Source organism: Pseudocnuella soli (assembly GCF_004347775.1).
Lineage (GTDB): Bacteria > Bacteroidota > Bacteroidia > Chitinophagales > Chitinophagaceae > Flavisolibacter > Flavisolibacter aquaticus.
Window position 1 is genome coordinate 4,247,135 of sequence record NZ_CP037755.1, and the last position, 13,894, is coordinate 4,261,028.

Sequence of the window (13,894 nt, forward strand, 5' to 3'; positions counted from 1 at the left end):
AAGTTCGGCATGACAAACCTAAAGTTCAAAAACACAACAACATAGCATGTTGGTTTTAATTTGCTGCTTTTATCCCTTTCATATGGTTTTACCATATCATTTACCTAATTGCCATAATAAAAAAGCGCCCATGTAACATGAGCGCTTTTTGTTTCTTATCAATTTGAAACTTTGCTTAGCCTTCGTCGCGATCGCCACCACGTTGCGGGCCATCATTTTTACGGCCCAACTGGAAGTTCATGTCGCCGAACTTATACGAAAACACCAGGCGGAACGACCGCACATTGCGGCGGCTCCAGCTTTCCTGGAAAAAGTATTCGGTATCCAGCTCCGAACCAAAGCGCAGCGAGTTGAACACATCCTGTACGCTAAAGGTTACCGTTGCTTTTTTGGCTTTGCCAAAATCCTTACGCAGCGCCATATCCAGGCTGTAATTCGGAATGTTTACACCCTGCGGCACTACTTCTCTTGACTCATATTCGCCAATGGCCTGCAAGCTCAGGTTGGTAAACACCGACCGCTCATTTACCGGCATAAACCGGTAGTTGGCAATCAGCTTAGCTTCCCAGTTAAAACCGTTGTTATCCAGCACCAGGTCGCCTACGCGGCCTTTTACTTTGCGGTACTGAAAGTTCACCGTAGGCGTAAGGTCAAAGGTTTTACCAAACTTTTGCTGCAGTGTAAATTCGGCACCCATGCGGTTGGTATACTGCGCATTTACAAAAGTGCTCAGGATGGCGTTCGAATCAATTGCCGGGTTATTGAACTGCGCATATTGCTCCGAGCTCAGGGTATCGCTGTAGCGGGTAATGTCGCCTTGGTTGTTGCGGAAATAAACCGAGCCCAAAAAGTTGCTGCCGTTAAAATCCTTGCTGTAATTGAACTCAATGCTGTTGGTGTATTCGGGGCGCAATTGCGGGTTACCGCGGCTGATGTTCAACGGGTCGTTGAAATCAACAAACGGGTTCAGGTTCCAAAACGACGGGCGGCGAATACGACGCGAATAGTTCAACTGCACTTGCTGGCGGTCGCCCAGTTCTTTAGTCAGGTACAAGCTTGGAAACAAGGCATCGAACAAGTTGCTGAACGATTCGGGGTAAGTGTATCCAAATTTTTGTGCACTGTCCACCAGCTCGCCGTCGAATTGCGAATGCTCGGCACGGAGGCCGGCCTGGTATCCAATGCTGCCCAATTTATTGGTGTAGGTTAAATAAGCCGCGTTGATGATTTCGCGGTACTTATAATTGTTGCTCACCGGCAGCTTTGTTTCCAGCCCGTTGGCCACCGAAAACGAATTGAAGATGCTGTGCTGGTTGTTGATAAAGCTGCGGATACCGGTTTCCAGTTTTCCGTTTTCGCCCTGCGTGGTTTCGTAATCCACTTGTGCGGTCACCTGGTTGCTGGTATTATCGCCCACATTGCGCAGGCGGGCCGTTGGTGCAAACGGGCTGCCATCGGGTTTGGTAAATGTGTTGTCGATAAAGGTATTGTCGCCGCCGCTGCCCCAGTTGTAATTGATGTTGGCCGAAAGCTCACGGCCTGCCTGCGGAAACTTGTGTACGTAGTTAAGCTGGCTGTTGTAGCGTTCAAAATTCGATTTTGAATTGGAAAGGCGTTGGCCGGTACGTTCCAAAATTCGGTTGGAGGTCAGGAACTGCTGGTATTGCTCCTGCTCGTTGCTAAAGCGGCCGTTCACAATATTCTGTGTTACCGAAATGGTGTTGCGGTTGTCAAGGAAAAAGTCCAGCCCAAACCGCACCGATCCAAAGCGGCGCAGGCGGTCGTTCCACGATTGCTGGTTGAAATAAGAAGTGGGCAAACCTTTGTCTTTGTTTTGCCGCTCCGACTGGCTGCGGGCACGGCCACCGCTTTGGTTGAACGAGCCAATGGTAAAGAAGTTGAATTTGCCCTGGCGCAGGTTCAGGTTTATATTTCCGGTAGCAATATCGGGGCTACCCACGCCGGCCGACACGATACCGTTCAATCCTACGCGGCGGTTTTTCTTTAAAACGATATTGACGATACCGCCACTCGAAGAGGCGTCGAACTTGGCGGATGGGTTCGTGATCAGTTCCACCCGCTCAATATTATCAGCCGGAATCTGGTCTAATGTTAAAATCGTAGGGCGGCCATCCACAAAAATCTGGGGCGACGCGTTGCGCAGTTGCACGTTTCCGTCCACATCCACAGTTATTGAGGGAATATTTTTCATCAGGTCCACCGCGGTGCCGCCAGTAGCGGTCAGGCTTTGATCGGCGGTAAAAACGCGGCGGTCCACACCCATTTGCAGGGCCGGCCGCTGTGCCGAAACGGTTACCGATTGCAAGGTTGTTACCGATGTTTCCAGCGTGATATTGCCGAGGTCATTGCCGGTAGTTCCGGCGGGCATTACCCACTGTTCTACCCGCTCAAAACCTACCGAAGAAATCACCAGCCGGAACGAATCGGCCTGGGGCAGGCCGGCAAAGCTAAAATCGCCGTTGGCCCTGGTAACCAGTGTTTTCAGGGGTAGACTTGCACCTGCAGCGTCGGCCGAATCGGGCTGGGCAGCAAACAGCTGCACCGTTACGCCTTCGGCACCTCTGCGGGTTTTCGGGTCAAGCACTCTTCCATAAATCCGGGGCTCAGCAAATACCGGTCGTTCGGTGTTTGTTTCTACCGGGGGTTCCCGGTCTTCTACCTGCGCCGATGCACCAACACTGATGCAGGTGGCCAGGCAGAAAATAGTCCATTTTCTTTTCATACTTAAGGGTGCAGCACGCTGCTTTAAGGGCTAATGATGCTTAATGCTGCAAACCTCGTGCAGCTAAACCACAACTGCAGGGGTGCCTATGTTAAAATAGCTTAACAAGTATTTGATTTGTAAAGGGATAAAATCGGGCAAACAAATTTTATCCGCCCGATATGCCATGCAGTAAGTGTAAATAACCTTTATCAAAACGCCCCTTTTTATGGATGTTTGCACCCATGAAGTCCGAACTCTATTTTGACATCAGCACCGAAACAAGCGGCGGTACCCTGTTTCGGCAGCCCGACGGGAGTTTTTTGTGGCAGCACAGCACCTACGATGATGACCGCGACGAAACCAAAGTATTTCGTACCGCTTACCCCAGTTTTGATGCTTTTTGGAATATGCTGGTTGGCGACCGCGAATGGTATTTTCAGCATCCGCTGTTTGTACACCCGGAGGTGCGTCCATTTGTAAAGCAGCAATTGCAGTCTGTAAATTGGACCGCACAGGGCGATGCCAAGTGGCAGATCAGCCACCAGCGCCAGTGGACGAAGGTGCTCAGCGATAATGTTGACTACTATAATCCTTTTTGATAGTGCCCATTTAAACCCTACCCTTTTTCCACAACAAATGTGATTGGCTGCCTGCGGTAAGCCCGCACTTTAGTACCAAACTGGTTTGCTGGCACCCATTTCGGAGACTTCTTCAAAACGCGTAACACTTCTGCTTCCATACCATAACCATAGCTGGTTAATGCCTTGATGTCGCCAATGCTGCCGTCTTTTTCAACGATGAATTGGTACATAACTGTATATGCGCCAAATGGTGCGCCTTTTTTGGCTGCTACCGCAGGGTTTAAATTGCGCTGTAAAAAAACAATCCAGCCTTCATCCCCACCCTTGAACGCTGCATCTTTTTCCAGGCATTCGGATGGATCTACAGCCTTACCCAATTCAGTGAAACAAGCACAGGACTTTCGTTCGCCGGCAACATATTCTTCGGTTGCCATCACAGTGCCATTGGCGTGATAATATTTCCAAAGACCATCTTTAGCGGTATCGTTAATGGTCTTACCTTCTAACATCCGGATGCCGTCCTCGTTCCATGCCACCGTAGTGCCATTGCCGGCCCCGTCGAAATAGGAAGAATCGGCTCGTTTGCCATTGGTGTGCCATCCGATGCTCAGTCCTTTGCGCATTCCCTTTTCGTAGTGCGTACTGTCTAGCATTTGTCCCTGCTCATTATAGCGAATCCAAGTGCCATGTTTTTTACCCTGATCAAAGGAACCAATTTCACGAATGGCCCTGTTGGTATGGTACCACACAAACGATCCATGCTGTATGGTGCATGCTTCATCCTGATACCATCCTTCCATGGCGATAGCCCGTTCGGGCATGTACACAGCTGTCCGGCTCCAAAGGCCATTCTTATTTTCCGTTGTTACCAGATAGCGGGGAGGATTTTTAGTTGGTTTAAAAGAAAAGTCGAAACCTTCTTCCTTTTTTTGTGCAGATGCGCAGAGCTGGAGCGATAATGCTGCCAGGAGCAGTAGTTTTGTTCTCATAGTACAGAGTTTGGTGTGGCAAAATTAGGGCTTTTGCTAAATAACATAATACAAAGTCGACTACCATTAATTCCGGCTAAAAGCTTAGTTCCAACCGGCAAAAGCAAGTAAATCGTTAGGGTTATCTACTTTCAATACTAAGCAAATACAATCAACCCCAATCATATGGCTGCAAGAACCAAAACCGCCTACACCGATGTTGATGTCCCTGCATTCATCCACTCATTTGTAACCAACGAACAAAAGAAATCGGACAGTTTTCGGCTGATGGAGTTGATGCAGCAATGGTCGGGGTGTGGACCAAAAATGTGGGGACCCACCATCATTGGGTTTGGCAGCTATCATTACCGCTATGCAACTGGACATGAAGGCGATGCGCCCTTGATTGCTTTTTCGCCGCGCAAAGCGCAGTTCTCGCTGTATGTTACCGTTCCGGAAAATAGCGATGGGGAATTGCTCGAGGGCTTAGGCCCTTACACCATGGGCAAATCCTGCATTTATTTTAAACAGCTTAAAGACCTTAACCTCGATGTGCTGGAGCAGATGTGCAAAGCCGCCATCAAACACCATTCTGAAAATGGCACAAGCTCCTGTTGAACTGAAGTGCAAGCCATTAACTCCCACTAATTGAAACCAACGGAGCAGTGATCAAAAAGTTCAGTAAATCAAAAAGCCCCGGACCACAAAATCGTCCGGGGCTTTTTGATGAAACTAATACCGATCTCTTATTGCATCAGCTGCGCAATAGCATCAAACAACTGGGTTTTGGTAAATGGCTTTTCCAGGAAAATATCGGCGCCGTTTTCCATGGCCACGTCTTTAGCCGATCCGTCGAAGCCCGAGATCATAATGATGCGGATGGACGGGTAATTTGCTTTGATGTGACTGATGTAATCGATGCCGAAACCGTCGGGCAGCTTGTTGTCAAGGATCACCACGTTGGGCTGTTCCTTTTTCAGGTATTCGCCAGCCAGCTCCAGGTTTTTTACATGATCCAGTTCCATTTCCTTTCCGTTCAACATGATGTTGAGCAGCAGGCACATATCGCCTTCGTCTTCAATGATCAATACTTTTTTTGTCTTGGTGGGTTGTAGGGTTGCGTTTGACATAAATAATATCTGTTAGGTTTTTTAGGAGGCGACCAATGCTCCCATCCATTTTCAACGATGGGGCGCAAAGCACTGAATAAAAAATCATTCCAAACTCAACAAAAAAACACGGGTATCGCAAAAAGGTTTGCTCCACCCAAAGGGAACCCTTTTGTAAATCGACGTAAAACGCTGGCCCAGCAGCATCTGTGGATGAAAAATTTTGACAATTGAAAAAACAGCCTATTTTTCCGCCAGAAAACCATTTCCATGAAAGCCATTTCTGTTCAATTGGGCAAAATGCTCCGCCATCATTTTTTGCGCAACGGGGCAATTGCTGTAGGAATCATTGCCCTAATTAGCGCACTGTTGTACCTGCTCATAAATAGCCCTGCGTAGATCTGCCGCAAATTTATCAGCCAAATTCTTTGTCATCAACTGCCGGCCTTCCGGTACGGTTTTACACGCAGCTAATGCATGTCCACCCAACCGCGGTTTGTGGCCGATGTACACCTGGGCCGGCTGGCCCGGCAACTACGTATGCTCGGTTTCGACACTGCATATAGCGCAGCGTGGAGCAAACCGCAATTATTAAAAACAGCCGTTTCCAAAAACCGCATCCTGCTAACGCGGCAAACGGCGCTTGCCCAAAACCCGTTTCTCCAAACCTTCATTATTGAAAGCGAACATACTGCGCCAAAATTGGCGCAGGTGATTGCGCATTTTGGCCGGCACCATCTTGAGCCATTTACGCGGTGCATGGCGTGCAACTGCTTATTAGAACCTGTCCAGAAAGCCGATGTGCTGCATCGTTTGCAGCCCGCAACCATACAGGAGTTCCACCATTTTTGGCAATGCCCACAATGCAGTCGGGTGTACTGGCAAGGCTCGCATTACCAGCGGATGATGCAACAGATAAATCAATTAAAAAATGACTAATCCCAGTCATTCATATTCTGTTAAAGCTGCTGGCCCATTACCCTCGCCACGGGTAGCAGGGCTTACTCTGGCCCCATTTTCGGGAAGTATATAGGTAAAATAGAAACTATGGATAAGGACCAACATCAGCCGGAGCGGCCACAACCGCAACAGGAAGGCCAGCGGCCAGCCAATCCATTTAAAGAGACGGCCACCGACCGGGAGGCTACACCCGAGGAAGAAGCGGCATTGGAACAACAGCGAAAAGAAGCCCTGACCGAACGCGACTAGAAAGGACTTGATCCACTATTAACAAAGGAAACCTTATGAATAAAATACGCAGCAATTCATTTGCAATAGTGCTATTCCTGGTGGCTGCCGTTGTGCTCGCTGCATGCGGCACCGCCGGCGGTGTGCAGGGCGGTGGCGTAAATGCCGACAGCCTGTTGCAGGCCCGCCGATTTGTATTTATACCCCAATCCATCAACCCCATTGGTGGCCGTACCCGGCAGGTAACGCCTGATTTTTTCCTGCGCATTAGCCCTGATACCGTGCAAAGCTACCTGCCCTACATCGGGCGGGCATTTACGGCACCTATTGGCAACAACCGGGGCCCGATGGATTTTACACTGACGGATTTTAGCTATTCGGCCACAGGGGCCGGCAACGACCGACAGGAAATCAGCATCAGCCCAAGGGGCCAAACCGATATACGGGAACTGATCCTCAGCGTGAGCCCCAATGGCTACGCTACGCTGATTGCCGTGAGCAACAACCGCCAGCAAATTTCCTACAACGGATTTATACAGGCCCAACGCAGGTAATCACACGCAGCAAATGCTGAAGAAACAGCCGGTGCCAATTTTTACTTAGCACCGTATTTGATAACGTATGCACAAATGATTGGAATGGAATTGCAGGATTGTATAATCATAGGCGGCGGCCCTGCCGGGCTGAACGCTGCCGTGGTGCTGGGCCGTTGCCGCCGGAGCGTGGTGGTTTTTGATACGGCACGTTACCGCAACCAATACTCGCATGGCATGCACAACTACCTTACCCGTGATGATATTTTACCGACTGATTTTTTACAGATTTGTCATACCGAACTGGATAAGTACGGTGTAAAACGCATCATGAAAAAAATAACCCATGCCCGCCAAAACAGCGACGGCCTGTTTGCGGTGCGGGATGAAGATGGTGCGCTGTATCATGCTAAAAAACTGCTCATTGCAACTGGCCTGATCGACAATGTGCCCGAGGTGCTCGGTTTCCAGGAGTTTTATGGGCATTCGGTTTTTCATTGCCCTTATTGCGATGGCTGGGAAGTGCAGGACCGGAAAGTGGGCATCTACGCCCGCAACAAAGATGGCTGGGAGCTGGCGCTGGCATTAAAAGGCTGGACCGACCAGGTAACGCTGTACACCGACGGACGCCGCCATGTAAAACCCAAACAGCTTGAACAGTTAAAAGCCAACGGCGTTGAAGTGGTGTACGATGTTTTTGACCGGCTGGAAGGAACAGGCACACAACTGGAGCGCATTGTTTTTAAAAATGACAAAACCCGCGACTGCGATGCTATATTTTTTGTAAACGGCTACACCCAGCACTGCGACCTGTACGAAACTTTTGGCTGTGAAGTGAGCAAGAAAGGCGTGGTGATCACCAACCGCTACCAGCAAACATCAACGCCGGGGCTGTATGTGGCCGGCGATGCCGACCGCGACATGCATTTTGTAGTAGTTGCCGCTGCCGAGGGCGCAAAAGCGGGTGTGATGATCAACAAAGAACTGCAAAAAGAAATTACCGACCGCAACAACAAAACGGCGAAACAATGGCCGGAGGTGGCTGCTACTGCGTAGCAGCGTCGTGAGTATTGAGTTTTGAGTTGTGAGTAGGCAGACTCAGCTTTGCTCGATGCTCGCAACTTGTCGATCAAAGCTCCTCCCTCACCACTCATAGCCTCTTCCCTCCATTGAACATGGGCAAGCGCATTTCGGTACAAAAATGGATTGCATGGAGAAAAGGCGCTGTTTACTTTTACAGCCGCCAAAATAACTGTATATTAGAAAAAAGCCCCGGCACAGCTTTTTTACTGTTGTAAACCCCAGATTATTGAGCATATGGAAAAGCAATTAACAGTAATAGTACCCAACGCTTCCGGTGAAGAAGGCCTGACCCAGATCTGCAAACGCGGCGATCTGTTTCGCAACAACAACGAGATCCGCGATCACTACAGCCAGGGTTACCGCATCCACGATTATTCGGTGCTCGATGTGCACCACAGCCATTCTACCGCAAGCCCCGAAACGGTTGTTCGGGTTATTATGCGCAAATAACAGCCGGCCAGCGCTAAAGCTGGCGGCTATTTATTACTTTTACCCTGCATTTGTACCCACACAGCAGGCATCATTGCCTGTGGGTCTATGCCATTTCAATCCGCAAAACCGTAAGAAAATTAAACATGAACTTTTTTAGCCAAAACCAACGCACTCCCCAGCGGCGCCAATATGTGGACGCCCTGCTCATTGCCTCCATCGTACTGATGACTTTCTGCTACAAACTCATGAAAACGGATCCGCAGATTTTCCGCGAGTTGTTCCTGCATTAAGGCATTTTTATCCGGTAAAAAAGTGCTGGGCGCACAAAAACATTTACTAAAAGCTACCTCATCTCAAAGGGTAGCTTTTTTTGTTTTCGGGGAAAATGTAAATTCCTGGATGCTGTGCATTTTTAGGCTGTAACAAAAGTTTGCGCTGATTGAAATTTACCATCCAATGGTTTTGCGGTTTGCTCCTATATTGTTGCGATGCATTAGATCATTGTTTCGAAAAAATGCATCTGCAGCAAAATTTCCATCGAGTATTGCTCTGAAACATCGGGCATCTTTTCCCAAACATTTTTCAGCTAAAGTTTTACCACTGCAAACACTACACTTGGCTTTTTGCCTGCACCTTTGTTTCAAATTATTTGCATGGCCGCCCCTATTTTGATTGTTGACGATGACAGCCGGAACATTTTTGCACTAACCGCCACGCTACGATCGAAAGGCTTCACAGTCATTTCGGCTGTAACCGTGGCCGAGGCACTGCAACTGCTGCAGCAACATCCGCAAACCGGGGTGATACTTTTGGATATTATGATGCCCGAAATGGACGGCTACCAGGCCATTCCCATGCTCAAAGGCGACCCCGCCTGGGGCCATATTCCCATTATTGCCGTTACGGCGCAGGCCATGGCCGGCGACCGGGAACGCTGCCTTGAGGCCGGTGCCGATGATTATCTTTCCAAACCTGTAGACGTGCCTAAACTTTTATTGCTACTGGACCGTTATTTGAAATAACCTCCAGAGAACAACACTTGCAAAGGAGTGCACACAGTAAAGCAGAACAACGGTGAACCCTACAGAAACGGCTATTATTAAGGAAGAAGAACTGGACCAGTTGCTGCTGGAGCTGGCCGAACAATATGGCTACGACTTTAGCCACTATGCCCGTGCATCGCTGCGGCGGCGGGTAAACCGGCTGCTGATTGTAGACCGCTTTCCCTCGTTTGCCGAACTGCTATACCACCTGCGCAACAACGCCAGCTACCTGAAGCGGTTTGTGGAGGAAATTACGGTGAACGTAACCGAAATGTTTCGCGACCCGCAGGCTTACCGCATCATCCGCAACCAGGTGTTGCCCGTGCTGGCCACGCATCCTTTTATCCGCATCTGGCATGCAGGCTGCGCCACCGGCGAGGAAGTGTACTCCATGGCCATCATGCTGGAAGAAGCAGGCCTGTTGCACAAGTCGCTGTTGTATGCTACCGACATCAACCCCGCGGTGGTGGAACAGGCAAGGCTGGGCATCTTTCCCATGCGCCACATGAAGCAGTACTCCGAAAACTATATTGCCTCCGGCGGCACCCGCGAATTTTCGGATTATTATACGGCTAAATACGACTGGGCAAAATTTGACGATCGTTTTAAAAAACGCATGATCACGGCTACACACAACCTGGTTTCGGACCGGTCGTTCAACGAGTTTCAACTGATCCTGTGCCGCAACGTGCTTATTTATTTTGATAAAACATTGCAGGACCAGGCCCTGCAGCTGTTTGATGAAAGCCTGGAAAAACTGGGCTTCCTGGTTTTGGGCACCAAGGAAAACATACGCTTCTCGGGCATTGCCCATAAATATGCACCTATTGCCGAAAAAGAAAAGATATGGCGCAAGATAGCCTAAGGCGGCAACGACTGGTGGTCATTGGCGGCTCGGCAGGCAGTTTGGAAATCGTACTTTCCATTGTAGCCGGTTTACCCGCGCTGCCCCATGCAGCCGTGTTAATCGTGCTGCATCGAAAGCAGTCGGCCGACTCGGTGCTGTTGGGGCTGCTAGCAGGCCGCACCAGCCTGCCGGTAAGAGAAGTGGAAGACAAAGACCCGCTGGTGCCTGGCGGCATTTACCTGGCCCCTCCCGATTATCACCTGCTGCTGGAGGGCCGCCACCAATTTTCTCTGGACGATTCGGAAAAAGTACACCACAGCCGCCCAAGTATCGATGTGAGCTTTGAATCGGCGGCTTACGCATATGGCGCCGATACCATTGGCATTTTATTATCTGGCGCCAATGCCGATGGGGCCGAGGGGCTGCTGCGGATCAAGGAACGGGGTGGCGATACGCTGGTGCAGGACCCCGCCACAGCCGAAGTGTATTACATGCCGCAACAGGCGCTGCTACTCCATCCCGGTCATCGCGTAGTGGCTGGCAACCAATTGCACCAGGCCCTGCTGGAATACCTGTAAACCTTAAGCCATCCTCTTATTTACCCAATAAAAAACCACAGGCTTGCACGTGGCAATTACCTGTGGTGTCGAAGAAAAATATTTTTGAAATGCTCAGGACGTTTGCCTGCGGATGCCTTTTTTTATGTCCTCTGCGCAATGCGATACAAATTCTTCGGCAATGGCTTCAATCTGGCGCACATCAAGCGGCTTGGTGATAAAACCGGCTCCGTACTGGCGGGCATAATCCCGGTCGTGCGGCATGGACGAAGTAGAAAAAAGCACCACCGGGATCCGGGAAAACCGGTCCAGGTCGCGAATTTTTTTCAGGGCTTCCTTGCCGTTCATGCGGGGCATGTTGATGTCGAGGATCACGAGGCAGGGCACCGGGTCGAAATTGCCCAGGCTGTTGAGATAAGATAAAGCTTCGAGGCCGTCGGTGGCGGTTACCAGTTCTACATTGTCCGAATACCGGTTGAACGCTTCCTGCACCAGGCTCAGGTCGTCGGCGTCGTCGTCGGCATACAACACTACATATTTTGGAGGGTTCATTTTTGTCATTGGTGGCTTGTGGTAGGCTACTGCAAGGGCGTGGCCGGCAGGGATGGTGGCTTAAGCGCTGCTCCCCGCGTCAGCAACTGATCAACTCTTCGATATTGATCCGTTCGAGGTATGGGTCCAATGGTTCGGTAGACTCAAAACATCGTACTGACTCAATATGGCTGCGATACTTGCGATAGGCTATTTCGATGTAAAAATAATCCAGTTGATACAACACTTTTACAACCCGCCCGAATTTATATTTTCCAAGGTACACCCCGGTGGTATAAATCAGGTCCATTTGGTCGTGTTGCGACAGCAGCGAAAAATCAAACGGCTTCATATCAATGTTCTCCCGAAAAATATACATCAAATAACATGCGCCTATTGGTCATGCTCCAATATTGATGTGGGTGGCTCCTATTTATCCAGACCTATTTATCAGCGCTGCCTGGCCCCTAAAAATAGGAAGAAAGGGCGGCTGCAGAAAATAGGGAGGCAAAATAAAGCGAAGCATATGGGAGCAGGTGACGATCAAGCCCAATCCCAATCCGGCGCTTGCTTTCCGCTTACACTGATAATTGTTCAAAAAAATAAATTTCAGCGCAACTACGAATTAAATCGTATAAATTGTACGAAATAATTCGTGTTTCAATCAAAATCAACAAACATGGCAAACAACCCCTCTCACAAAATGATCCTGGCCACAACATTGGCTTGTGGTATGTTCCTGGCCGGCACCGCCCAAACTGCGCCGCCGCCACCTGCAGCACCCAAGCCACCTGCCAAAATTGAAAACTTTGAAGATGCGCAAAAAGCCATTGAACGGGCACAGGCCGAGTTGGCCAAAAGCCTAAAAGACCTGAAAGTGCCCGTGCCGCCGTTGCCGGATGTGGCCGAAATGAACAACATGATCCGCCAGCTGGAACAAGCAACTGCCGCAAACATCGAAGCAACAGCGCAGCTTTCGGAAGCCAAGCGGGCCGAGATTAAAAAGGAGCTGGCGGTGGCGTTACAAAATGCGCAGGAGGCTATACAACATATGCGAGACAGCAAAGACTTGCAGATCCATAACGCTACGTTGCAACAAAAGGTAGCAGCGGAAATGAAAAAGGCGCAGGAGCATATGGCTGCAGCCGCCACCGAAATGCGCCAGTTTGAAGCGTTTGTAAACACGCTGATTGCTGATGGACTGATTCAGAAAGATGCATACCGGGTTGAAGAAAAAGCGGGCAAGCTGCTACTCGATGGCAAAGAGCAACCCAGTGCGGTTTATGAAAAACACCGCAGCTTTTTGAATAAACACAAAGGCTTAAAAATTACTAAAGACATCAATGGCCTGCAGATAAAAAAGGAACAGCAGGTGTGGCAATAGCCATATTTAATAGCCACCGACAGGCTTGCTAAATATTCGGCTTCCCGATAAATAGGCTCATTGAATGTAGTCGCCGACAATAGCCGCACCGTGCATGGTGCGGCTATTGTTTTTTATAAATGAAATTTGCTTTGAACTGCCTCTTTTCTAAAAGGCATATTAATAGATTTTTCATCCACAAAATGAGGTCTGTTGGTACAGGCATTGCCCCATTAAAAAGATGAACAACGAATCGCCCCATATCGATGCGACGCGGCCCGCAGCCTACATGTATTATATAGCCGTCGTGTTGCCCCCCTCCATGAATGAGCAGGTGCTGCAATGGAAGCATTGGTTCCGCGACCAGTTTGGCTGCACTGTTGGGCTGAAATCGCCAGCGCATATTACGCTGGTGCCGCCGCATTGGATGCCGCTTTCGGCCGAAGCAGCACTGGCCGCTGCCGTTGCACAATTTGCCCAAAATCGAAGCCCATTTGTTTTATCGACGCAAGGATTTTCAGCTTTTAAACCCCGAACCATTTTTGCGGCCGTGCAACACAGCGATGCCTTGCACCAGTTGAAACAAAACCTGGAAACCGCACTTACTGCCAACCCCGCACTGAACATCAAAAAAGAAAACCGGCCTTTCCACCCGCATATTACCTTGGCTACCCGCGACCTGCGGCCACAACATTTTGCACAGGCATGGCCGCATTTTGCAACAAAAGAATTCCAGGTAGAATGGGAAGTGGCGAGCATTTCCATTTTAAAACACAACGGCCGCCATTGGCACGTTTGGTACGATGTGCCATTTGGAACAAACCGGGAATAGTGGAAGCATTGTTTGCCTGCGGCTTCAATGCTGTTTTATCAATAAAAGACGCTTTTAAAATTGCACCACCGACGCGATGTAAAACAGCTATCCAGACCAATG

Annotated in this window: 18 protein-coding genes; 12 read left to right on the forward strand and 6 right to left on the reverse strand. The window is 49.5% G+C overall.

The window, feature by feature from the left end; genetic code table 11:
• Window positions 1-175: 175 nt before the first annotated feature.
• Complete coding sequence (locus EPD17_RS17455) at window positions 176-2,743, reverse strand: outer membrane beta-barrel family protein (protein ID WP_132055819.1); 2,568 nt, start codon at window positions 2,741-2,743, stop codon at window positions 176-178.
• 224 nt (window positions 2,744-2,967) lie between these two features.
• On the opposite strand from EPD17_RS17455, the gene EPD17_RS17460 reads away from it, so the two are divergent.
• A complete protein-coding gene (locus EPD17_RS17460) occupies window positions 2,968-3,324 on the forward strand; it encodes a hypothetical protein (RefSeq protein WP_132055820.1) in 357 nt (118 codons plus the stop codon).
• A gap of 17 nt (window positions 3,325-3,341) precedes the next feature.
• On the opposite strand, the gene EPD17_RS17465 is transcribed toward EPD17_RS17460, so the two are convergent.
• Entirely contained in the window at window positions 3,342-4,295 is a 954-nt protein-coding gene (locus EPD17_RS17465) for an energy transducer TonB (RefSeq protein ID WP_114234876.1), read from the reverse strand.
• Window positions 4,296-4,460: 165 nt separating this feature from the next.
• Between EPD17_RS17465 and EPD17_RS17470 the strand changes: the two genes are divergently transcribed.
• Window positions 4,461-4,892: a DUF1801 domain-containing protein gene (locus EPD17_RS17470; RefSeq protein WP_132055821.1), complete on the forward strand. Its 432-nt coding sequence runs from the start codon at window positions 4,461-4,463 to the stop codon at window positions 4,890-4,892.
• 128 nt (window positions 4,893-5,020) lie between these two features.
• Here the strand turns inward: EPD17_RS17470 and EPD17_RS17475 are convergent, their stop codons facing one another.
• A complete protein-coding gene (locus EPD17_RS17475; RefSeq protein WP_114234874.1) occupies window positions 5,021-5,404 on the reverse strand; it encodes a response regulator in 384 nt (127 codons plus the stop codon).
• A gap of 456 nt (window positions 5,405-5,860) precedes the next feature.
• Here EPD17_RS17475 and EPD17_RS17480 point away from each other — a divergent pair, with 456 nt between their 5' ends.
• The 5 genes from EPD17_RS17480 (at window position 5,861) to EPD17_RS17495 (ending at window position 8,637) form a co-directional block, all read left to right on the forward strand.
• Window positions 5,861-6,322: a Mut7-C RNAse domain-containing protein gene (locus tag EPD17_RS17480; protein WP_132055822.1), complete on the forward strand. Its 462-nt coding sequence runs from the start codon at window positions 5,861-5,863 to the stop codon at window positions 6,320-6,322.
• A gap of 108 nt (window positions 6,323-6,430) precedes the next feature.
• The gene (locus EPD17_RS20045; protein WP_165929648.1) at window positions 6,431-6,592 is read left to right on the forward strand and encodes a hypothetical protein; all 162 of its coding nucleotides are present in this window, start codon (window positions 6,431-6,433) and stop codon (window positions 6,590-6,592) included.
• A gap of 35 nt (window positions 6,593-6,627) precedes the next feature.
• Window positions 6,628-7,125 (forward strand): DUF4251 domain-containing protein, encoded by a 498-nt coding sequence (locus tag EPD17_RS17485; protein WP_132055823.1) that lies wholly within the window; start codon window positions 6,628-6,630, stop codon window positions 7,123-7,125.
• Between the two features lie 84 nt (window positions 7,126-7,209).
• The gene (locus tag EPD17_RS17490; protein WP_132055824.1) at window positions 7,210-8,160 is read left to right on the forward strand and encodes an NAD(P)/FAD-dependent oxidoreductase; all 951 of its coding nucleotides are present in this window, start codon (window positions 7,210-7,212) and stop codon (window positions 8,158-8,160) included.
• A gap of 261 nt (window positions 8,161-8,421) precedes the next feature.
• Window positions 8,422-8,637 (forward strand): hypothetical protein, encoded by a 216-nt coding sequence (locus EPD17_RS17495; protein ID WP_114234870.1) that lies wholly within the window; start codon window positions 8,422-8,424, stop codon window positions 8,635-8,637.
• Window positions 8,638-8,756: 119 nt separating this feature from the next.
• Here the strand turns inward: EPD17_RS17495 and EPD17_RS20050 are convergent, their stop codons facing one another.
• Complete coding sequence (locus tag EPD17_RS20050; RefSeq protein WP_165929649.1) at window positions 8,757-8,906, reverse strand: hypothetical protein; 150 nt, start codon at window positions 8,904-8,906, stop codon at window positions 8,757-8,759.
• Window positions 8,907-9,272: 366 nt separating this feature from the next.
• Between EPD17_RS20050 and EPD17_RS17500 the strand changes: the two genes are divergently transcribed.
• The 3 genes from EPD17_RS17500 to EPD17_RS17510 are packed head-to-tail and all read left to right on the forward strand — an operon-like array spanning window position 9,273 to window position 11,087.
• On the forward strand, window positions 9,273-9,641 hold the full coding sequence (locus tag EPD17_RS17500; RefSeq protein ID WP_132055825.1) for a response regulator: 369 nt from the start codon (window positions 9,273-9,275) through the stop codon (window positions 9,639-9,641).
• Between the two features lie 52 nt (window positions 9,642-9,693).
• Entirely contained in the window at window positions 9,694-10,527 is an 834-nt protein-coding gene (locus tag EPD17_RS17505) for a CheR family methyltransferase (protein ID WP_240040659.1), read from the forward strand.
• Window positions 10,509-11,087 (forward strand): chemotaxis protein CheB, encoded by a 579-nt coding sequence (locus tag EPD17_RS17510; protein WP_114234868.1) that lies wholly within the window; start codon window positions 10,509-10,511, stop codon window positions 11,085-11,087. The genes EPD17_RS17505 and EPD17_RS17510 overlap by 19 nt, the downstream gene beginning before the upstream one ends.
• A 93-nt stretch (window positions 11,088-11,180) precedes the next feature.
• On the opposite strand, the gene EPD17_RS17515 is transcribed toward EPD17_RS17510, so the two are convergent.
• Window positions 11,181-11,618: a response regulator gene (locus EPD17_RS17515; RefSeq protein WP_165929650.1), complete on the reverse strand. Its 438-nt coding sequence runs from the start codon at window positions 11,616-11,618 to the stop codon at window positions 11,181-11,183.
• Between the two features lie 79 nt (window positions 11,619-11,697).
• The gene (locus tag EPD17_RS17520) at window positions 11,698-11,979 is read right to left on the reverse strand and encodes a hypothetical protein (RefSeq protein WP_132055827.1); all 282 of its coding nucleotides are present in this window, start codon (window positions 11,977-11,979) and stop codon (window positions 11,698-11,700) included.
• A 297-nt stretch (window positions 11,980-12,276) separates the two neighbouring features.
• On the opposite strand from EPD17_RS17520, the gene EPD17_RS17525 reads away from it, so the two are divergent.
• Both EPD17_RS17525 and thpR read left to right on the forward strand, forming a co-directional pair.
• Window positions 12,277-12,981, forward strand: a complete 705-nt coding sequence (locus EPD17_RS17525) for a hypothetical protein (protein ID WP_132055828.1) — start codon at window positions 12,277-12,279, stop codon at window positions 12,979-12,981.
• 220 nt (window positions 12,982-13,201) lie between these two features.
• A complete protein-coding gene (gene thpR / locus EPD17_RS17535) occupies window positions 13,202-13,792 on the forward strand; it encodes an RNA 2',3'-cyclic phosphodiesterase (protein ID WP_132055829.1) in 591 nt (196 codons plus the stop codon).
• Window positions 13,793-13,894: the final 102 nt, after the last annotated feature.

Bases quoted from the DNA above. Each gene is read 5' to 3' on its own strand.
- EPD17_RS17455 (WP_132055819.1), bottom strand. From the start codon at position 2,743: ATGAAAAGAAAATGGACTATTTTCTGCCTGGCCACCTGCATCAGTGTT.
- EPD17_RS17460 (WP_132055820.1), top strand. From the start codon at position 2,968: ATGAAGTCCGAACTCTATTTTGACATCAGCACCGAAACAAGCGGCGGT.
- EPD17_RS17465 (WP_114234876.1), bottom strand. From the start codon at position 4,295: ATGAGAACAAAACTACTGCTCCTGGCAGCATTATCGCTCCAGCTCTGC.
- EPD17_RS17470 (WP_132055821.1), top strand. From the start codon at position 4,461: ATGGCTGCAAGAACCAAAACCGCCTACACCGATGTTGATGTCCCTGCA.
- EPD17_RS17475 (WP_114234874.1), bottom strand. From the start codon at position 5,404: ATGTCAAACGCAACCCTACAACCCACCAAGACAAAAAAAGTATTGATC.
- EPD17_RS17480 (WP_132055822.1), top strand. From the start codon at position 5,861: ATGTCCACCCAACCGCGGTTTGTGGCCGATGTACACCTGGGCCGGCTG.
- EPD17_RS20045 (WP_165929648.1), top strand. From the start codon at position 6,431: ATGGATAAGGACCAACATCAGCCGGAGCGGCCACAACCGCAACAGGAA.
- EPD17_RS17485 (WP_132055823.1), top strand. From the start codon at position 6,628: ATGAATAAAATACGCAGCAATTCATTTGCAATAGTGCTATTCCTGGTG.
- EPD17_RS17490 (WP_132055824.1), top strand. From the start codon at position 7,210: ATGGAATTGCAGGATTGTATAATCATAGGCGGCGGCCCTGCCGGGCTG.
- EPD17_RS17495 (WP_114234870.1), top strand. From the start codon at position 8,422: ATGGAAAAGCAATTAACAGTAATAGTACCCAACGCTTCCGGTGAAGAA.
- EPD17_RS20050 (WP_165929649.1), bottom strand. From the start codon at position 8,906: ATGCAGGAACAACTCGCGGAAAATCTGCGGATCCGTTTTCATGAGTTT.
- EPD17_RS17500 (WP_132055825.1), top strand. From the start codon at position 9,273: ATGGCCGCCCCTATTTTGATTGTTGACGATGACAGCCGGAACATTTTT.
- EPD17_RS17510 (WP_114234868.1), top strand. From the start codon at position 10,509: ATGGCGCAAGATAGCCTAAGGCGGCAACGACTGGTGGTCATTGGCGGC.
- EPD17_RS17515 (WP_165929650.1), bottom strand. From the start codon at position 11,618: ATGAACCCTCCAAAATATGTAGTGTTGTATGCCGACGACGACGCCGAC.
- EPD17_RS17525 (WP_132055828.1), top strand. From the start codon at position 12,277: ATGGCAAACAACCCCTCTCACAAAATGATCCTGGCCACAACATTGGCT.
- thpR (WP_132055829.1), top strand. From the start codon at position 13,202: ATGAACAACGAATCGCCCCATATCGATGCGACGCGGCCCGCAGCCTAC.